General features: G+C 69.8%; 24 protein-coding genes. 5 read left to right on the forward strand and 19 right to left on the reverse strand.

Annotation, left to right across the window (positions count from 1 at the left end; all coding sequences use genetic code 11):
- Positions 1–195: 195 nt before the first annotated feature.
- Positions 196–1,110, reverse strand: coding sequence for a winged helix-turn-helix domain-containing protein (locus StrepF001_RS13685; RefSeq protein ID WP_129799093.1), 915 nt, complete (start codon positions 1,108–1,110; stop codon positions 196–198).
- A gap of 145 nt (positions 1,111–1,255) precedes the next feature.
- Here StrepF001_RS13685 and StrepF001_RS13690 point away from each other — a divergent pair, with 145 nt between their 5' ends.
- Entirely contained in the window at positions 1,256–1,438 is a 183-nt protein-coding gene (locus tag StrepF001_RS13690; RefSeq protein ID WP_129798533.1) for a hypothetical protein, read from the forward strand.
- On the opposite strand, the gene StrepF001_RS13695 is transcribed toward StrepF001_RS13690, so the two are convergent.
- Together StrepF001_RS13695 and StrepF001_RS13700 are read right to left on the reverse strand one after the other, a co-directional pair.
- On the reverse strand, positions 1,429–2,148 hold the full coding sequence (locus StrepF001_RS13695) for an HAD-IA family hydrolase (RefSeq protein WP_240797494.1): 720 nt from the start codon (positions 2,146–2,148) through the stop codon (positions 1,429–1,431). The genes StrepF001_RS13690 and StrepF001_RS13695 overlap by 10 nt on opposite strands.
- 29 nt (positions 2,149–2,177) lie before the next feature.
- A complete protein-coding gene (locus StrepF001_RS13700; RefSeq protein ID WP_129798535.1) occupies positions 2,178–3,056 on the reverse strand; it encodes a GntR family transcriptional regulator in 879 nt (292 codons plus the stop codon).
- 159 nt (positions 3,057–3,215) lie between these two features.
- Here StrepF001_RS13700 and StrepF001_RS13705 point away from each other — a divergent pair, with 159 nt between their 5' ends.
- Positions 3,216–3,404 carry a hypothetical protein gene (locus tag StrepF001_RS13705; protein ID WP_129798536.1) on the forward strand — a complete coding sequence of 63 codons (189 nt, stop codon included), beginning with the start codon at positions 3,216–3,218 and terminating at the stop codon, positions 3,402–3,404.
- A gap of 38 nt (positions 3,405–3,442) precedes the next feature.
- Here the strand turns inward: StrepF001_RS13705 and StrepF001_RS13710 are convergent, their stop codons facing one another.
- Entirely contained in the window at positions 3,443–4,351 is a 909-nt protein-coding gene (locus tag StrepF001_RS13710) for a GntR family transcriptional regulator (protein WP_129798537.1), read from the reverse strand.
- A gap of 163 nt (positions 4,352–4,514) precedes the next feature.
- Here StrepF001_RS13710 and StrepF001_RS13715 point away from each other — a divergent pair, with 163 nt between their 5' ends.
- Positions 4,515–4,700, forward strand: coding sequence for a hypothetical protein (locus StrepF001_RS13715; RefSeq protein WP_129798538.1), 186 nt, complete (start codon positions 4,515–4,517; stop codon positions 4,698–4,700).
- Positions 4,701–4,889: 189 nt separating this feature from the next.
- On the opposite strand, the gene StrepF001_RS13720 is transcribed toward StrepF001_RS13715, so the two are convergent.
- Both StrepF001_RS13720 and StrepF001_RS13725 read right to left on the reverse strand, forming a co-directional pair.
- The gene (locus StrepF001_RS13720; protein ID WP_129798539.1) at positions 4,890–6,140 is read right to left on the reverse strand and encodes a GNAT family N-acetyltransferase; all 1,251 of its coding nucleotides are present in this window, start codon (positions 6,138–6,140) and stop codon (positions 4,890–4,892) included.
- Between the two features lie 117 nt (positions 6,141–6,257).
- The gene (locus StrepF001_RS13725; protein ID WP_129798540.1) at positions 6,258–6,875 is read right to left on the reverse strand and encodes an aerial mycelium formation protein; all 618 of its coding nucleotides are present in this window, start codon (positions 6,873–6,875) and stop codon (positions 6,258–6,260) included.
- 168 nt (positions 6,876–7,043) lie between these two features.
- Here StrepF001_RS13725 and dtd point away from each other — a divergent pair, with 168 nt between their 5' ends.
- The gene (dtd, locus tag StrepF001_RS13730; RefSeq protein ID WP_129798541.1) at positions 7,044–7,469 is read left to right on the forward strand and encodes a D-aminoacyl-tRNA deacylase; all 426 of its coding nucleotides are present in this window, start codon (positions 7,044–7,046) and stop codon (positions 7,467–7,469) included.
- A 146-nt stretch (positions 7,470–7,615) separates the two neighbouring features.
- On the opposite strand, the gene StrepF001_RS13735 is transcribed toward dtd, so the two are convergent.
- The 6 genes from StrepF001_RS13735 to StrepF001_RS13765 all read right to left on the reverse strand — a co-directional run bounded on the left by StrepF001_RS13735 (position 7,616) and on the right by StrepF001_RS13765 (position 12,672).
- Positions 7,616–8,581 (reverse strand): glycine cleavage T C-terminal barrel domain-containing protein, encoded by a 966-nt coding sequence (locus tag StrepF001_RS13735; protein WP_129798542.1) that lies wholly within the window; start codon positions 8,579–8,581, stop codon positions 7,616–7,618.
- Positions 8,582–8,591: 10 nt separating this feature from the next.
- The gene (locus StrepF001_RS13740) at positions 8,592–9,032 is read right to left on the reverse strand and encodes a Fur family transcriptional regulator (protein WP_129798543.1); all 441 of its coding nucleotides are present in this window, start codon (positions 9,030–9,032) and stop codon (positions 8,592–8,594) included.
- 31 nt (positions 9,033–9,063) lie between these two features.
- Positions 9,064–9,639 carry an FABP family protein gene (locus StrepF001_RS13745; RefSeq protein WP_129798544.1) on the reverse strand — a complete coding sequence of 192 codons (576 nt, stop codon included), beginning with the start codon at positions 9,637–9,639 and terminating at the stop codon, positions 9,064–9,066.
- A gap of 236 nt (positions 9,640–9,875) precedes the next feature.
- The gene (locus StrepF001_RS13755; RefSeq protein WP_165396264.1) at positions 9,876–10,775 is read right to left on the reverse strand and encodes a hypothetical protein; all 900 of its coding nucleotides are present in this window, start codon (positions 10,773–10,775) and stop codon (positions 9,876–9,878) included.
- A complete protein-coding gene (locus tag StrepF001_RS13760; protein WP_240797495.1) occupies positions 10,772–11,434 on the reverse strand; it encodes a hypothetical protein in 663 nt (220 codons plus the stop codon). Before StrepF001_RS13760 ends, StrepF001_RS13755 begins: the two co-directional genes overlap by 4 nt.
- 569 nt (positions 11,435–12,003) lie before the next feature.
- Positions 12,004–12,672, reverse strand: a complete 669-nt coding sequence (locus StrepF001_RS13765) for a hypothetical protein (protein ID WP_346656939.1) — start codon at positions 12,670–12,672, stop codon at positions 12,004–12,006.
- A 179-nt stretch (positions 12,673–12,851) separates the two neighbouring features.
- On the opposite strand from StrepF001_RS13765, the gene StrepF001_RS13770 reads away from it, so the two are divergent.
- Positions 12,852–13,214 carry a DsrE family protein gene (locus StrepF001_RS13770; protein WP_129798548.1) on the forward strand — a complete coding sequence of 121 codons (363 nt, stop codon included), beginning with the start codon at positions 12,852–12,854 and terminating at the stop codon, positions 13,212–13,214.
- Here StrepF001_RS13770 and StrepF001_RS13775 read toward each other — a convergent pair.
- From StrepF001_RS13775 to StrepF001_RS13805, 7 genes are all read right to left on the reverse strand, one after another.
- Positions 13,208–13,594 (reverse strand): VOC family protein, encoded by a 387-nt coding sequence (locus StrepF001_RS13775; protein ID WP_129798549.1) that lies wholly within the window; start codon positions 13,592–13,594, stop codon positions 13,208–13,210. The two genes, StrepF001_RS13770 and StrepF001_RS13775, sit on opposite strands and share 7 nt — an antisense overlap.
- A gap of 10 nt (positions 13,595–13,604) precedes the next feature.
- Complete coding sequence (locus tag StrepF001_RS13780; protein ID WP_129798550.1) at positions 13,605–13,865, reverse strand: DUF3099 domain-containing protein; 261 nt, start codon at positions 13,863–13,865, stop codon at positions 13,605–13,607.
- 90 nt (positions 13,866–13,955) lie between these two features.
- Positions 13,956–14,243 (reverse strand): DUF1416 domain-containing protein, encoded by a 288-nt coding sequence (locus tag StrepF001_RS13785; RefSeq protein ID WP_010351646.1) that lies wholly within the window; start codon positions 14,241–14,243, stop codon positions 13,956–13,958.
- 53 nt (positions 14,244–14,296) lie between these two features.
- Entirely contained in the window at positions 14,297–15,136 is an 840-nt protein-coding gene (locus StrepF001_RS13790; RefSeq protein ID WP_129798551.1) for a sulfurtransferase, read from the reverse strand.
- 403 nt (positions 15,137–15,539) lie between these two features.
- Positions 15,540–16,271, reverse strand: coding sequence for a DUF2993 domain-containing protein (locus StrepF001_RS13795; protein WP_129798552.1), 732 nt, complete (start codon positions 16,269–16,271; stop codon positions 15,540–15,542).
- 100 nt (positions 16,272–16,371) lie between these two features.
- Positions 16,372–17,556, reverse strand: a complete 1,185-nt coding sequence (locus StrepF001_RS13800) for a hypothetical protein (protein ID WP_129798553.1) — start codon at positions 17,554–17,556, stop codon at positions 16,372–16,374.
- 8 nt (positions 17,557–17,564) lie between these two features.
- Positions 17,565–17,819, reverse strand: a complete 255-nt coding sequence (locus StrepF001_RS13805; protein WP_129798554.1) for a MoaD/ThiS family protein — start codon at positions 17,817–17,819, stop codon at positions 17,565–17,567.
- Positions 17,820–17,862: the final 43 nt, after the last annotated feature.

Here is a 17,862-nt window from a genome sequence, read left to right on the forward strand (position 1 = left end):
GGTCTTCGCGCAGGGATGAATACGGGCAAACGTTAGACCCAGCTCACACTCCGCACGAGCAGAGCCCCCGTCGAGTGGGCACAATGGGTGGTTTGCCACACTTCCGCGAGAGGCCGTTCGAGTGTGGCTGTCCGCCACTTCATACGTACGGATGTGAGCGCTTGCTCATGCGGTGGGGGCACGCTATCGCACGACTCAGTCCCGATCCGCCAGCAGGGCCCAGACCGAGTCGAACCACGCCTGCATACTGTCCACGAAAACCGACCCGGGTGAGTCCGGGTGGGCGCCCTCCTTCACATGGTGGGTGAGCGTGGCGCCGAGCCCGAGGACGTCCAGCGCGGTGACCGCTTCGCCGGTGTCCAGTACCAACTGACGTTCGAGCACCTGGTAGGGGCCGTGCAACACCTCGACCCCGTTGAACACGTAGAGTTTGAAGGCCGGAGTGAGCCGCACATGACGGATCTGCACGTCGACGGACGGCACCAGCTCCTCCGTCCGCAGCTCCTCCAGCACTCCCCGCAGGGACTCGGTGTGGCGGTCGGTAATGGCGTTCAGGCGTTGCCGCAGACGCGCGTCGCTCGGGTCACCCATGACCCGCGGATACGGCAGCGGCAGGTCCCTCGCGGGCAGCAGCATACGCAGACCGATGTGCTGGGGTGAGATGGAGCCACCACGGATCCGCTCCGCCTGCAGCCGGATGTGCGCGTCCAAAGTTTCGGAGGTCAACGTGTAGACGTCCAGCGCGACTTGGGGCTGCTCGAAGGCCTCGCTGATGAGCGGGCCCAGTGTCACGCCGCCGGGCGACCGGGTCGCCTTGGCCGCCGAGGACTGGATCCGCTGCGCCTTGACCACCCGCGATCCGCTGCCCTGCCGGGACTCGATCCAGCCCTCGTCGGCCAGCTCGCGCAACGCCCGCTGGACAGTGTCCCGGGAGACCCCGAACTCCTCGGCGAGGTCGCGCTGGGACGGCAGGAAGGAGCGCAGCGGGTACCTCCCGTCCGTCATCCGGGCCCGCAGCGCATCGGCGACCTTCTGGAACTCCCTGCCGCCGCCCTCGCCGGTACCGTGCTGCCGCTCGTCCACCTGTTGACCGTACCGCTTGCCGTCCATCAGCACACCAATTCCGGCCAACCAGCCTTCCGTGTCGGCCGGCTGGTTAACCGATCAGCCGGGCCGGGGAGACCCTACTCAGCCAACCAGTCCAATTGGACTGACGATTGAGCACTTCACGGCAGGCGGAGGGGAGGTGGAGGGCATGCTTCTGCACCACACACTTGGGGGGCTCCTCAGGGTCGGCGGCGGCCTGTTCGCGCAGGAGACAGGTGGCGCGGTGGCTCTGGGGCTGCTGTTCCTGATCGGCGTGGGCATCCGTGCGCGGCACAGCGGTCTGGCGGTCGGGGGCGCGGTGGCGCTGGCGCTGCTGATGACTCAGGCCTGACCGCGCACCGCATCCAGCACGGGTTGCAGGGAGCGGACGACCAGTGTGGCGCCGGCGTCCTCCAGCAGCTTTGCCTTGGGCCGGTTACGCGCGTAGCCGAGGAACGGGACCTCGGCCCTGCGGGCGGCTTCCAGGTCCGAGGGGGTGTCGCCGATCATCAGGGCGGTCGAGGGAGCCGCGCCCACCGCGCGCAGGGCGCGGATGAGGCAGTGCGGGTCGGGCTTGAGGCGGCTGAGGTCCTCGGTACGGCCGTAGATGTGCGGCGCGAAACAGCCGGTGAGGCCCCGGTCCCCCAGGTACCTGCTGATCACCCGGGGGGAGTTGTTGGAGGTGATCGCCAGCCGGGAGCCCACGGCCGTCCAGGTGCGTATCAGCGGATCGGCGTAGGCGGTGGGCATGGCGGAGGAGGCTGCTTTGAGTTCCTCATGGGTGAGGCGTTCTTCCAACTCGGCGACCAGGTCGCTGCCGCGGTGCCGCCGGTCGACCGCGCGCAGCACGGCGTGCGGGTCCAGGGACTCGCGTTCCTGCTCGGTCAGCAGACCGTGCAGGCCCCGGCCCTCGAGCCAGTCCACCAGATCGCTCGCCACCCGTTCCGCCGAGTGCCCGGCGAAGAGCCGGCAGATCGGCCCGTCGAAGTCCCAGAGCACCACACGTGCACCTGTGATCAGTTCCCGCAGTCCATCGGTCTCGTTCCCGGTCTGAGATGTCACCGCATCAGTCTGCGTCGTATCAGAAGTCACTAGGAGAGTGTCAGGTCCGTCGTGATGGTTTCCCAGAGGGCGTCGAACCACTTCTGGGATTGCTCCACGAACGCCGCGTCCCGGCTGGCGGCATGCTGCTCGAAGGAGAAGAGGAGGGATTCGGTGCCCAGGACGTCGTACATGTCCAGGGGTCCGGTCCCGTCGTCCTCGGCGCGGCGCGTGACCATGTAGTACGCGATCAGCGCCTCCGTGCCGTTGAGGAGGTACAGCTTCACCGGCGGGGTGAAGGGCAGCGCGCGGAAGGTGACGGTCACGTCGATGCCGTGCGAGGCGCGCAGGGAGCGGAGGTTGTGCTGAAGGACGTGGCCCTGGGCGTTGCGCTGGGCGAGCCAGCGCTGGTGGACGGGGTCGTCGTCGCCGCCGCCCTCGACCGAGATCGGGAAGGCCAGGTTGATGTCCCGCGAGGGCAGCAGGATGCGGACGTCGATGGACTCGGGGTGGACGCGGCCCTCGTGGATGGCCCGGACCGGGTCGCCGAGTGCCAGCATCAGGGTCTCGGCGGTCAGGCAGGCCGCGTCGATGCGCACCCTGCGGGCCGCGAAGGCCTCCGTCAGGCGCGGAGCCAGGCCCACCATCGTCGGCTGGGGTTCGCTCCTCGTCGGGGACGGTTCCGCGATGCGGGGTGGGCTGCCCTTGCTGACGTTGGTGAGGAGGCCGTCCTCCTGGAGGGACCTCAGGGCCTGACGGACGGTCCCGCGTTCCACGCCGAACTCCTCGGCGAGTTCTGCCTGGGTGGGCAGGCGGTCGCCCGCCTTCAGATCGCCGGTGCGGATGCGTTCCCGCAGGGTGTCGGCGATCTCCTGGGCCGTGAGCCTTCTCATGCCGTTCACTGCCACGTTCTCCTGGGTCACGACCAAACGTTACAACTCAAAGCCATCTAAGGGCACTTGTTTGGAAGTTGTTTATAGCTAGCAGCCAAGTGGGGACAACTTATACAGAGTTGGCTACCAACTTAGCACTGAATGGCTTGAGTTGGCGGAGGCTTTGCCTCCTCAACGCCCGAAGGGGGAACCATCGTGCCTGCCCTCGCCCTCCTCTCCGCCCTCTTCGTCGTCGGCTTCGAGCAGATGGTCGAAGTGAAGTACGGCGCCACCGGTGTCGTCGGTCTGCTCCTGCTCACCATAGGCATCAAGGCGAAGAGCCCGGCCGTCAGCTCCGTCGGGGCGGTCGTGCTCGCACTTCTCCTGACCGGCCCCGCCATGTGAACGACCGGCGCCCGCAGGAGCCACACCCCGGGAGGCGCTCAGCTCGTGAGCACCAGCTCCGAACTGATCGTCTCCCACAACGCGTTGAACCACAGGTGCGACTGCTCGACGAACGTCGTGTCGCGCAGGCCCGCGCCCTGCTCGAAGGCGAACAGCATCGACTGGGTGCCCTCGGCGTCGTACAGCTGAAGCTGTTCGTGGTCGATCTCCTCCTCGCGCCGCCGGAGCGTGTAGTACGCGAAGAGCGCCTCCATGCCGTTGAGCAGGTACAGCTTCACCGGCGGCGTGAACGGCAGCGCACGGAAGGAGACATGCACGTCGATGCCGTGCGAGGCACGCAGGGCGAGCAGGTTGTGCTGGAGGACCTGGCCCTGGGCGTTGCGCATCGCGAGCCAGCGCTCGTGCAGCCGGTCGGCGTCGGCGGGGTCCACCGGCGCCGGGAAGGCGAGGTCGATGTCCCGGGACGGCAGCAGGACCCGGACGTCGACCTTGGCCGGTTTCAGCTGCCCTGCGTGGATCCGGCGCAGCGGCTCGCCGATGGAGAGCGTGAGGGATATCGACGTCAGGCACAGGGCGTCGATCTCGACGTGCGGGGCCGCGAAGGCGGCCGCTATGCGGGGCGCGAGGGCCACGGTGGTGGGCTGCGGCGGGGCTCCCGGGCCGGCCAGCACCCGGTCCGGGTCGGGCGCCACGGTCGCGGGGCTCCCTTTGGACACGTTGGTGAGCAGCCGCTCCGCCTGCAGGATGCGCAACGCCTGCCGGACCGCCGCGCGCTCGACACCGAACTCGTCGGCCAGCTGGGCCTGGGTGGGCATGCGCTGGCCCGGCTGCAGCGCCCCGGACCTGATCCGGGCGCGCAGCACGTCTGCCACGTCACGGTGTGTCTTCTGGGGCGGGTGTGGCCTCTTCCGCCCATTGACGGAGGCGTGTTCCGGCTCCACAACCAAACACTACAACTTCCCGCCATCTTCTGGCAGTTCAGAAGTAGGTGGTTATGAGACGCTTCCAAGTGGAGATAAGTACAGTGGAGTTGGTCGCCAACTTCAACAACATGGTCATACTTCCCGGAGGTTGGCCACCAGGGTCGAACAGTCCCGAAGGGGGGACCGAATGCCGCTCATCGCCCTCGTCATCGCCGCCCTGGCCATCGGAGTCGAGCAGTTCGTCCAGTGGAAGTTCGGCCCCATGGGCCTCGTCGCCCTCGTCGCGCTGACCATCGGGGTCAAGGCCAAGAACACCATGCTCGGGGGCATCGGAGCGGTGCTCCTCGTGATGCTGCTCGCCCAGAGCGGCTGACGCCCAGGATCCGGCTGGCCGGGCTCCCTTCCGGAGGGGAGCCGGGAGCCCGGTCAGTCTGCACAGTCACAACTGAACAGCGACAACCGAACAGCGGAACAAGCACACCGCACAGCCACAACTGAACAACAACCACAACTCAACAGCACGCTACGGATGAGTCCACCCGCCGTCGGCAGAAGGGAGCACTCAGAACAGGTCCGGGCACCAAGGCCGCCTGGACGTGCGCAGCAGGGCGTCGGCCGACCGGGCGGCGCCCGCTCGTGCTTCCTGCACCCGGCCCAGCGTCGCGAGCCGCACCGCCGACTCGTCCCCGAGCCACAACGCCGCCAGGTCGCCGACGTCCAGCGTGAGGTCGGCGCTCTGCGTGGTCGGCGCACAGGACGCACCTGCCGCAGACGCCTCGAGCCGGTACCGTCCGCCCGCGAGCCCTCCCGCGTCGACCACCTCCAGCACCAGCGAGCCCTCCCCCTCGTACGTCCGCGCCTCAAGCGCCCGTACGACGTCCAGGATCCGCACCCACAGCCAGTCGGCCTGCGTGGTGACACGGGCGGCACGCGGGTCCGGCAGATAGAGCGGCAGCAGGTCGTCCGGGGCCCGCCAGCCGGTCTTCACCTGGGTGATCCAGTCGATCGAGCAGAGGTAGTGCCACAGGGCGCGCTCGGCGGCCGGGGTCACCGCGATCAGCCAGTTCACGTCGGCGGTGTCGTGCGGCTGCTTGCCGTGCCAGTTGTCGTCGGCCTCGTAGGACACCATGCCCTCGACCTCGCCGGTGGCTGAGCGGTGGACGGCGTAGAAGGGCTCGGTCCAGGACCCGTTGTAGCGCAGGGCGCCGGTGTTGTACCGCCACCACAGCTCGCCCCGGCTGACCGCGCCGGGCTGGGCGCGGCGCAGCCGTTCGTGCAGTTCGGGGCCGAGCTTGCGGATGTCCTCGCCCTCCACGACGTCGATCCGGCCGCCGTCCTGCGGGCCCGACCAGCGGGGGTCGAGGCCGGTGCGGGGCACGTCGATGGTCCACTCGGTCGTCCAGGTGGCCAGTCCGAAGCCGTAGCGGCCGTAGATCGGGTACTCGGCGGCGATCAGAGTCGCGACGACGTCCCCGCGTTCCTTCGCCGCCGCCAGGTCCTGGGTCATCATGCGGCTGAGGAGGCCGCGGCGACGGTGCGTGGGGGTGACGGTGACATTGGATATGGCGTCGGCCGGCACGGCGGCGCCGCCCACGGCCGTGAGTTCCTGCGCGAAGGACCGGAACGTCGCGACACACCGCTCGCCGTCGAACGCACCGAGCAGTCTGCCCGGCACGAACTGGTGGCGGCGGGCCTGAAGTTGCTCTTCCGTCAGCTTCGGCTCCCGCAGGAAGCCGACGTTCAGGGCGCGATGCCAGTCCTCGAAGTCGGATTCGGTGATCGGGCGTACGGCAAGGTCGTCGCGGCTGCTCATGGGGCCACCGTAGGCGTACGCGGGTCAGGGTGTCGCGGGGATTTGACGGCGGGTGGGCGGATCAGAAGACCGCCCGAGAACCGCCCGCCTCTCCCCACCGGCCCGCGTGCCTGGGCGTCACATCAGCAGGTCGTCGACCTGCGCCTCCCCCTCACGGTAGCGGCGGGCGATCTCCGCGCTGCAGCCGTCTGCCGTCCGCTGCAGCCGCTGCCTGCGCCGGGAGACCTGCTGCTCGTAGCGCACCAGACGCCCCATCGCGGTGGTCAGCTCCAGGTCCGTCCGTGCATCCAGGGCCGACAGCTCGACCTCGGCGAGCATCTCGGCGGCCAGCCGCCGGTACTCCTCGCTGTGCGGGGTGCCCAGCGTCACATGGCGGGCGGAGGAGCGGTGCCGGGCGGGGGCGTCGGTGAGGATCTCCGAGAGCCGCTCGACGACGGACGCCTCGCCCGCCTCCAGCAGGGACTTCGGCCCGCGTCGGGCCAGCTCCGCGCGCAGGATGTCGATCCGCCCCTGAAGCAGCCGGCGTACGTAACTGAGGTCGGCCTCGTCGCGCTGGGCGTCCCGGCGCAGGATGCGTAGTTCGGGCAGGCTGAGCGCGGTCAGATCGTGCTCGGGCGGATCCGGGGGCAGCTGCGGGCTGTCGGTGCGCTGCACGGGCGGCCGGAGTGACTCTCCGCCTCCCACGTGGGTCAACGAGACAACCACAGGTGGCTGCCCGGTACTCGGTGTGCTCATGTGCCTCTACCGTCCCCTCAACCGGCTGGGGCAACATCGTGCCACCCCAAGTGGCCCGTATGAGACTTAGTGCCCCCGAACGACCCCAGATGGGGGGTTAGGGATCAAAAAGAGTGCTGGTACGGACCATCTGCGAAGCCGGATGGCGCAGACCGGCATGATGGTCGTATGCGTGCAGTGGTGCAGAGGGTGGACGGCGCGAGCGTCGTCGTGGACGGCGAGACCGTCGGGGAGATCATCGGTGAGGGGCTGTGCGTCCTGGTCGGCGTGACCCATGAGGACACCAAGGAGAAGGCGGCCCAGCTCGCTCGCAAGCTCTGGTCGATCCGGATGCTGCACGACGAGAAGTCCTGCAGCGACGTCGACGCTCCACTGCTTGTGATCAGCCAGTTCACCCTGTACGGCGATGCCCGCAAGGGGCGGCGGCCCACCTGGAACGCGGCCGCGCCCGGCGAGGTGGCCGAGCCGCTGGTCGACGAGGTGGTCGCTCAGTTGCGGGGGCTGGGGGCGACCGTGGCGACGGGGCGGTTCGGGGCGCGGATGCGGGTGTCTTTGACTAATGACGGGCCGTTTACAGTGCTGCTCGAGATGTAGGCCCCGCGTTGGTGTCGGCGTCCGGGTGGGTCGCGCAGCCCGGCGCCGACGGGGTGCCTCCCCCAGGGGGACCCCCAGCGCCCACCCGTGCCGCCCTGGGGGTCCCCCCTCTGGGGGAGGCACGACTGCCCGCGGGCTACCAGGTGCTACGGCTCGACCACGACTTCCTGCGCCGCCGCCGTCGTGTCGGCCACCAGCCGTGCGTCCACCGGGACGTTTCGCTTCACCAGGGCGAGGGCGATCGGGCCCAGTTCGTGGTGGCGTACGGACGTCGTGACGAAACCGATCTTGCGGCCGTCGGGGCCGTCGTCCGCGAGGCGCAGCTCGGTGCCGTGCGTCGGCAGGTGCACCTCGCTGCCGTCCAGGTGCAGGAAGACCAGCCGGCGCGGCGGCTTGCCCAGGTTCTGCACCCGGGCGACGGTCTCCTGGCCCCGGTAGCAGCCCTTCTGGAGGTGCACGGCAGTGCCGATCCAGCCCAGCTCGTGCGGGATCGTGCGGTGATCGGTCTCGAAGCCGAGCCGCGGCCGGTGCTGCTCGACGCGCAGCGCCTCGTACGCCAGGATCCCGGCCGGGGGACCGGCCTTCTCGGCGTACGACTCGAGGTCCGCGCGCGGCAGGAACAGATCACGCCCGTACGCCGTCTCCCGTACGACGGTGCCCTCCGGCACCTCGGCGATCGAACCGGCCGGCAGGTGCAGGACCGCGAAGTCGGCCGTCCGGTCGGCGACCTCGACCCGGTAGAAGAACTTCATCGACTCCAGGTATGCGATCAGTGCGTCCTGTGTGCCGGGTTCGATGTGCGCCCAGACGGTCTCGCCGTCGTCGACGAGATACAGCGCGTGCTCGATGTGGCCGTGCGCGGACAGGATCAGTGCCTCGGTGGCCTCGCCCACGGGCAGCTCGCTGACGTGCTGGGTGAGCAGCAGATGCAGCCAGCTCAACCGGTCCTCGCCGGACACGGCGACGACTCCGCGATGCGAGAGGTCGACGAAGCCGGTGCCGCCGGCGAGGGCACGCTGCTCGCGGAACAGGTCACCGTAGTGGGCGGCGACGCCTTCGTCCACACCCTCGGCGGGGACGGCGCCGGGCAGGGACAGCAGGGGGCTCTTCATACGCCCAAGCCTACGACTCGGTAGGTGAACTCCTCGCAGCCGAGCAGTCCTTGCACCGGCCGAAGATCGCGAAGTGCTTCATGTCGGTGTCGAAGCCGAAGCGTTCCCGCAGCTTGGCGGTGAAATCGGCGGCGATCTCCACATCGGCCTCGATGACGTTCGTGCAGTCGCGGCAGACGAGGTGGAGATGGTGATGCCGGTCGGCCAGGTGATAGGTGGGCGCGCCGTGCCCGAGATGCGCGTGGCTGACCAGCCCGAGCTCCTCCAGCAGCTCCAGCGTCCGGTAGACCGTGGAAATGTTGACCCCCGACGCCGTCTTCCGTACTTCCACGAGGATGTCGTCGGGGGTCGCGTGTTCCAGGTGATCCACGGCTTCGAGCACGAGCTGCCGCTGCGGCGTCAGCCGGTAGCCGCGCTGCCTGAGGTCACTCTTCCAGTCGGTGCTCACCACACTGGAAGTCTAGAGCCAGATGAGGAAAGGCCTACTTGAAGAAGGCGATGCCGTCGTCGGGCAGGTCGTCCGGCAGGGCCTTCGCCCAGCGCTCCACGTCCTCCGGGGTGACGACCTTCTTCAGCTGGGCCGACATGTACGGCCGCAGTTCGACCTCGGGCGTCTGCTTCTCGCCGACCCACATCAGGTCGCTCTTGACGTAGCCGTACAGCCGCTTGCCGCCGCTGTAGGGGCGGGAAGCCGCGGTGCGGGCGACCGCGTCCGTGACCAGGTCGATCTGCGGCTTCTGGTCGGCCAGCTCGCCGTACCAGATCTCGATGACGCCGTCGTCGCGGGTCATCGTGACCTCGACCTTGCGGTCGGCGTCGATCCGCCAGAAGCCGTGCTCGGACTCCAGCGGCCTGACCTTGTTGCCCTCCTGGTCCAGCACCCAGGTGTGGGACTGGTACTCGAGGAAGTCCCGGCCGTCGTGCGTGAAGGTGACCTCCTGCCCGAAGTTGCACTTCTCGGCACCAGGGAAGTCGTGCACACCCGCGCCCGCCCAGTTGCCGAGCAGGAAGGCAAGCGGGACGAGGTCCTTGTGGAGGTCGGACGGGATCTCGATCATGATCAGCTCAGAAGTCTCGTACGTCGGTAATGGCTATGGCGATGGTCAGCGCTGGCCCTGGTACAGCTTCTTCACGGCCAGGCCGGTGAAGGCGAGGACGCCGACGCAGACCAGGACCAGAAGGACTTCGAAGAAGACGATCACGGGATGCTCCTTGGTGAGCGGAGGTGCGTGGTGCACGGGGCCGGGCCCCAGCTTACGCGGGTGGGGCCCGGCGCTCTTTGTGAGGTACGCCCTCAGCCGAGCAGCTGGCTCTGCAGGACGACCGTCTGCTGGAAGGGGACGGCCGCGGCGGCGCCCTTGCGAGACTGCAGGATCACTGCGAGGACGTCACCGGCGGAGAGGTAGGCCTGGCGGACCTGCTCGTCGCCGTACGGCTTGGCCTCGACATAGACGGACTGCTGGACGTCGTCGCTGCGGGCCTTCTCCGGGAACTTCTCGTCGTACATCGTGGCGTCCGCGCCGCGCACCGTGTACCCCGGGCCGGCGAACTGTGCGAGCTCGCCCGAGAACAGCTCGTCCACGACGGCCGCGGTGTTGAACCGGAGCAGGTAGATCCGCGTGTGCGTGCCGTCCTCGGTGGTCCAGCCGCGGGCCGCGATGTGCCGCAGGCCGTGGTCGGTCAGGTCCTGCCCGAAGTCCTCCCGGTCCTCCTTCGACTGGAACTCCCCGAGGAACTCCTTCGTGGCCAGCCAGCCGTCCGCACCGCGCAGGGACTGGTCCGCCTTCGCGCCCTTCGGCGCCGGCAGGAGCAGTTCGCGCAGGTCGGCGTGGTGGATGCCGGCCGCGTTGACGTCGGCGAAGGGCTCTGGGCTGCCGGACGGCAGCGGCGGCCTGGTGATCTCCGGGTACGGCCAGCGCCCGTCCGACTCCGTGGCGAGACCGGGTACGTCCGTGCGCTCCAGCCGGGTGATGCCGTACGCCGTCGCGGCGCCGACAGTCGCGAAGACGACGACGGCGGCGGTCCAGCGCAGGACGGCCCGCAGGGCGCGGCGGTCCTTCTTCGCCGGGGGTTCAGCCGGGGGTTCAGCCGGAGCCTCTGCCGGGGCTTCTGCCGTGGGCACTGCGGGCGGCGCCTCGGGCAGCGGCGGTATGACGACCGGCTGCTCCTCCGTGGCGTGCGTCTGCTCGGTCATACGGCCTCCCCGGGGGTGTCGATGCGGTCGAGCTGGTCGGCGAGGAACGTGGCGACGGCCTTGGAGTCGAGCGGGCCGATTCCGGACGCGGTGGCGTTGACCAGCACGTCTCCCTGGTAGGCCGAGCAGATCATCCGGTCGATGCCCGATTCCTCGACTTCCGGTGTCAGAAAGCAGCGGGCGTTCTTGTGGCCCTTGATCTTCGGACCCTCGCGGAAGATGTCCAGAGCGGCGAAGACATCGTTCTGGCTCGTCGAGATCCCGCGTACGGCGTTGCGGTTCTCCATCTGCGACAGCACGACACTGACCGTGAAGGTCTTGTCGTCCGACACGGCGAACGGCTCGGCGTAGAGGTAGCTGCGCATCACCATGCCCGTGATGCGCTGCTTGTCGATCTCCTTCTCCATCTCCCGCCTCGCGGAGCGCGGCAGATCCTTGATCGACTCCTTGCGCAGGGCGGTGGCCTGACGCCCGCTGAGCTCGACGTCGGAGCCGAACTCGGCGAGATCGGGACCGGGCATGTACAGGTCGTCCTCGTACGGCAGCAGCAGGCCACGCAGCCCCGAGGCCTCCCCCTGCGCCTCCTCGTCGTCGGCGACGGTCCTGGGGAACTTCCAGGTGGGCGCACCGGGATCACGATCAGCGTCCTGAACGGTCACGACGGTGAACCCGACCCCACCGACCAGCACCCCGAGCGCCACGAGGCCCCGGCGACGACAAGCCCCGCGCCGCCACGGGCGCTTGTCCCGACCCCGGCTCGGCCAGCCCCTCGGACCCCCTCAGACGGCCTCAGCTCCAACCCCCACAGGCGTCAACGCGGGCCACCCCGGGCACCTGCTCGGCCACCGACCCGGGCGCCACCCCGGCCATCGACTCGAGCGAGCCCTCGGCAGCGGCGTCGGGCGCCGACTCGGCCCCAGCCCCAGGCACCGCCCCGACGCCGACCCGAGCAAACCCTCGGAAACGCGTCGGGCGCCGACTCGGCCCCAGCCCCAGGCACCGCCCCGACCGCCGACCGAGCAAACCCTCGGAACGACGTCAGACGCCGACTCGGCCCCAGCCCCAGGCACCGCCCCGGCCACCGGCCCGAGCAAACCCTCGGAAACGGCGTCAGACGCCGACTCGGGCACAGACCCGGGTGCCCGCTCGGCTACCGGCCCCGACGCCGACTCGCGGCCCTCCCCGGTCGCCGGCTCAGGCGTCTGTTCCCGGTTTTCCAGGTTCTCGGTCACAGCCGCCCCATCTGCCGCTTGGCCAGATCAGTGATCTCCTTCTTGGAGATCGGCTTGGTGTCGTAGATCCAGATCTCCATCGCGATGTCACCGCGCCAGGCGTGCGCCTCCGCCGAGTACAGCGGCTGGTAGCCGGACTCCTGCTCGGGAGTGTCGTGCACGTACGCCATGCCGTCGCCCGTGCCCGGGATGGGCCAGCTGCGGGTGTCGGGCTGGTCCTCCGCCCAGTAGTAGCCGCTCTCCGCCCATTCGGCGGCCGCCAGGTACTCCTCCTGCCGGTACTGCACGAGACGGATCTCGACGGTGTGCGTGCTGCCGACCTCCCACCCGGTGGCGGCCGCGCGGCGGAACTCGTCGTCGACGAGGTTGCCGAAGGCGGTGGACGGCTCCTCGAACTGGTCGGCGTAGTCGGCGAGTTCCAGCCAGCCGTCGCTGCCCGCGAGGAACTCGCTCTCCCGCGCCCCCTTCGGGCGCTCCAGCAGCAGCTCGCGCAGGTCCCCGTCGGTTCTGACGCGGCGGTCCTGCGCGGCCGACAGCGGTTCGGCCTCGCCCTTCGCCTGCCCGACCGCGGGCTGGGACAGCGGCGGCAGCGCGGTGGGCCGCCGGTCGGCCTGCACGACGTATCCGGCGCAGGTACCGGCAACGACGCCGAGGGCGGCAGCCACGGCGATCAGCAGCGCCGTACGGCCCCTTCGGCGCGGTGCCGGTGCTTCCGGAGCTTCCGGTAGTTGCGAGACTTCCAAGACGTCCCCCACAGAACGTGAAGCGCGGATTCCGTTCCGCGCTGCACAGGAGACTCATGGTCAACTCCGCGGGTTGTAGCTGCGTTGATTACGATTCGGCCATGGCGAAGAAGCTCGTGATCAAGGTGACGGCGGGGACCGATGCCCCCGAACGCTGCTCGCAGGCGTTCACGGTGGCGGCGGTGGCCGTCGCGAGTGGGGTCGACGTCTCCGTATGGCTGACCGGCGAGTCCGCGTGGTTCGCCCTGCCGGGCCGCGCGGCCGAGTTCGAGCTGCCGCACGCGGCGCCGCTGCCCGAGCTGATCGAGTCGGTCCTGGTGGGCGGCCGGCTGACGCTGTGCACCCAGTGCGCGGCCCGCCGCGACATCACGGAGAAGGACGTCATCGAGGGCGTGCGGATCGCGGGCGCGCAGGTGTTCGTGCAGGAGTCCCTCGCGGAGGACACCCAGGCGCTGGTCTACTGACCGGTCTCGGTCCACAGACAGAAGGGGTGCCCCGCCGGGTCGAACAGCACCCGCACATCGTCCTGTGGCTGGTACGCCGCGAGCGTGGCCCCCTCGGCCACGGCGCGCCGCGTCTCGCCCTCCAGGTCGTCGACCTCGACGTCCAGGTGAAGCATCATCTGCTGGTCGCCGGGGTTCCTGGTGGGCCAGACGGGCCGTACGTACCCGGGTTCGGTCTCGAAGGCCAGGGCCAGGCCCTCGGTGCCGGGCGGCGGGCCGATGAGCAGCCAGTCGGGCTCCTCGGCACGCACCTCGTAGCCGAGCAGCCGCAGATAGAAGCCGGCGAGTTCATGCGCGTCGTGCGCGTCGAGCACCACGGTGGACAGCCTCGTAGGCGACATGCACGTCTTCCTACCGCGGCCGTTTCTTGCCGTCCAGCTCGTCCCACCACTCGTCGGACTGCGGGTCGCCCGACGGGTCGTCCCACCAGCGGTCCTCCGGACCCCGGCGGTTGGCGATCATCGCGGCGACGGGTGGGATGACCATGGCGACCACGCACATGGCCACGGCGGCCGCCGTCGACCACAGGCGCACGACACCCCACGCCAGGACGAAGAGCGTGAGGCACGTTCCCATCATGGCGAAGTAGACGTGCCGCCGCCGTGCGTACATGACTCCAGGGTAGGCCCGTAACACGCCGAAGGGCCGCGGCCCAGGCGTCCAACCCGGGGGCCGCGGCCCTTCGTCTCGTACGGGGTGCCGTCAGACCGCGATCGCGACCTCCGCCAGGCCGCCCTGCTGGGCGACGACCGTGCGGTCGGCGGTGGCGCCGGGGACGAGGGCGCGGACGGTCCAGGTGCCCTCGGCCGCGTAGAAGCGGAACTGGCCCGTCGCGGAGGTGGGGACCTCCGCCGTGAACTCGCCGGTCGAGTCCAGGAGGCGGACGTAGCCGGTCACCGGCTCGCCGTCACGCGTCACCTGGCCCTGGATGGTGGTCTCACCGGGCTTGATCGTCGAGGCGTCGGGGCCGCCGGCCTTCGCTCCACACATGTCGTTTCTCCTGAAGAGGTCCAGAAAGGCCTGGAAAGGTCGGTCGGGGTTGGTTACTTGCCGGCGCCGAGCTCGATCGGCACGCCGACGAGGGAGCCGTACTCGGTCCAGGAGCCGTCGTAGTTCTTGACGTTCTCCACGCCCAGCAGCTCGTGCAGGACGAACCAGGTGAGGGCCGAGCGCTCACCGATGCGGCAGTAGGCGATGGTGTCCTTCGCCAGGTCCACCTGCTCGTCGGCGTAGAGCTCCTTGAGCTCGTCGTCCGACTTGAAGGTGCCGTCGTCGTTGGCGTTCTTCGACCACGGGATGTTGCGGGCGGTCGGGACGTGACCCGGACGCTGCGACTGCTCCTGTGGCAGGTGCGCCGGGGCGAGCAGCTTGCCGGAGAACTCGTCGGGCGAGCGGACGTCGACCAGGTTCTGCGCACCGATGGCGGCGACCACGTCGTCACGGAAGGCGCGGATGGAGGTGTCCTGCGGCTTGGCCGTGTAGGTGGTGGCCGGACGCTCCGGCACCTCCTCGACCAGCTCGCGGGCGTCCAGCTCCCACTTCTTGCGGCCGCCGTCGAGCAGCTTGACGTTCTCGTGGCCGTAGAGCTTGAAGTACCAGTAGGCGTAGGACGCGAACCAGTTGTTGTTGCCGCCGTAGAGGATCACCAGCGTGTCGTTGCCGATGCCCTTCGCCGAGAGGAGCTTCTCAAAGCCCTCCTGGTCGATGAAGTCACGGCGGACCGGGTCCTGGAGGTCCTTGGTCCAGTCGATCCGGATGGCGCCTCGGATGTGGTTCTTCTCGTAGGCGGTGGTGTCCTCGTCGACCTCGACAATGGCGATGTTCGGGTCGTCCAGGTGCTCCTGCAGCCAGTCGGCGTCTACCAGGACGTCGCTGCGGCTCATGCTCTTTCTCCTCCGGGGCAGTTGCGGCGGGACGTGCGAGTGCGAGGGTGCGCTGATGCCGGGGCCGGCGCGGCGCACGGATGCCCTGAATCAGGGCAGGGGAACGCGGAAGTCGGGGCTTCCGCTCAGAAGGTGCGACAGAGCATGGCGGCAACGCGGCACAGGTCTACTGCCCGCCGCTTCGTGAGATCCGCCTGTCGCTTCATGGCGTCGAGCTTAGGGACGGTCGGGCGGGCGTGTCACCGGTGTGTCGTATCGTGAGACACGATCGTCCGGCATGCGAGAACGAAGAAGCGCCCGGAGCGCCGTGACACGGCTCCCGGGCGCTTGTGTACGCCGCACATCTGCGGTACGGACGGGGGCGTCTCGCCTGTCGGACAGCCGGACGCCGTCCGGGCTGGTCCTACCCGGCCAGCTGCACGTTCGAACCCTGCACCGAGATCTCCACCCCGTTCGGCGCCGCCTCGACCTTGTCCAGCTGGACGCCGCCGGGGAGGTCGTCGATGGCCTGCTGGAAGTCGGTGATCTCGCGGACCGAGTCCTCGGCGAGGTCGAGGCCCGCCAGGTCCGGCAGCGAGTCGGTGCGCACCTCGACGGTGTCACCCTTGACGCTGACCGTGCTGAGCACCGACATCTGCCGGGTGCCGATCACGGGGGCGTCGACCTCCAGCCCGACCTTGATCTTGCCGTTGCCGCCGTCGGAGAGGCCCACCACGCGGGCGGTGATGCCGGGGGCGACCTCCGTGGGCTCGGACTTGGCAGCCTTGAGCAGCTCGTCGTAGGCGATGGTCGCCGTACCGGTGGCGGAGGCGGCCGTGGCGGAGCTGTAGTCGCCGGAGAACTCGACGCCCTTCATGTTCGCCGTCAGGTCGTCGATGCGGATCCGCTCACCGTCGCCCGCGGCCGCCTCGTAGTCCTTGATGCCGACCTCGACGTCGTCCAGCGTGCCGCCGGCGAGCTGGGTGAGGAACGGGAAGCCGTTGATGGACACATCCGGGGTGGCGGCCAGGTTCTCGGTGGTCTTCAGCCGGTCCGCGACCTCGCCCTCGGCAAAGTTCACGGCGAGGCGGTCGGCCGCCACGAACAGGCCGCCGAGGACCACGACGACGATCAGAAGTATTCGCAGCGCGCGCATGTTCCCCCACCTCGGCGGTCTTCAGGTCGAGGGGTCACGGTAACCCGGCCGGGAAGGCCCACCGCGGAATTGTCGATCACCTGTGACAACAGGCCGTGCCTCAGACCAGCGCCCGCCCCAGCACCCACACCACCGGTGCCGCCACGCTCAGCGGCAGGGCGACGCCCGCCGTGAAGTGGACGAACCGGGACGGGTAGTCGTAGCTCGCGACCCGGTGGCCGATCAGCGCGCAGGCCGCGGCCGCCGCGCCCAGCAGCGCGCCCCCCGTTCCCACGTCGGTCATGCTGCCCACCGCGATACCCGCACCGGCCGCGGCGAGCAGCGCGACGACCACGGAGGCCGGCGTGGGCAGCGGCAGCGCGCGAGCGAGAACCGCCACGGCCACCGCGGCGGCCCCGACCATGACCGCGTCCGGCTCGGCGGCGAGGTAGCCGCCCGCCACGATGGCCAGTGCGGCCGAGACGACCGTCGCCATCAGGCCGTACATCCGTGTGTCGGGGTCGGCGTGCGAGCGCAGTTGCAGGACCAGTGTCAGCAGGACCCAGACGCCGAGGGTGCCCAGGATCGCGGCGGGCCCCTGATCGCGGCCCGCGACGAGCAGCGCCGCGTCGGCGGTCAGCGCGCCCGCGAACGCCAGCGCGATGCCCTGCCGGGCCGGCCACATGCCGTTCAGCCGGAACCAGCCCGCGGCGGTGACCGCCTGCAGGACGACGAGCGGTACGAGCAGGGCGTACTCGCCGAGCGCCGCCGTGCCGGACAGCAGCAGGCCGAGCAGCGCGGTGAGCGCGGCGGGCTGCATGCCGGGCTCGATGATCGGGGAGCGGCCTTCGAGGCGGGCGCGCTGGGCGTCGGTGATGCGGGCATTCCCGGCGATGGTGGCGGGGCCGTAGGCAGGGCCCGTGGAGTCGGCGGCGGGGGGCGCGGGTGTCGGTTCGGGCGGCGTGGGCCGGTCCGGCCGGTCCCACCCGGCGTTCGCACTCTGCGGGGGCAGGTACTGGCCGGTGGTCCCGTAGGCGGGCGACTGCGGCGGCAGGTACGCCGTCTCGGCCGGGTCGACGGCGGCGACCGGCGGGTGCACGTCCGTCTCCCAGGTCTGCCCCTGCCACTGCTGCGTGTACTGCTGGGCGGCCTGCGGATCGTCGTACGACTGCGGGTGCCCGGGCCATGCCTGGGGGGCCTGGGGCTGCGATGCCTGCTGCTGGTACGGGTCGTAGCCCTCGTACCGGCCGTCGGAGGACCCGTCGTAGGAGTTCTCGTACGGACCTTGATACGGCTGGTTGTTCATCGGTGTGGTCACCCTCCTGCGAACGGCGGGAGCACCTCGACCGTGCCGCCCTCGGCCAGCCGTACCGTCTCATGCCCGCGGGTGCCCACGGGGTCACCGTCGACGAGGAAGGAGCATCGCTGCAGAACGCGCGTCAGTTCACCGGGGTGTCGTTCGCGCACGGCGTCGAGCGCCTCGGCGAGCGTGGCCGCGTCGTACGGCTCCTCGGCGATCCCGGCCGCGGCCTTCGCGGCGGCCCAGTAGCGCACCGTGACCTTTGCCATCTCGTTCCTCTGGTCCATTCGGCGGTGAACACCGCCAGGCTCA

This window comes from Streptomyces sp. F001 (assembly GCF_004187715.1).
Lineage (GTDB): Bacteria > Actinomycetota > Actinomycetes > Streptomycetales > Streptomycetaceae > Streptomyces > Streptomyces flavusporus.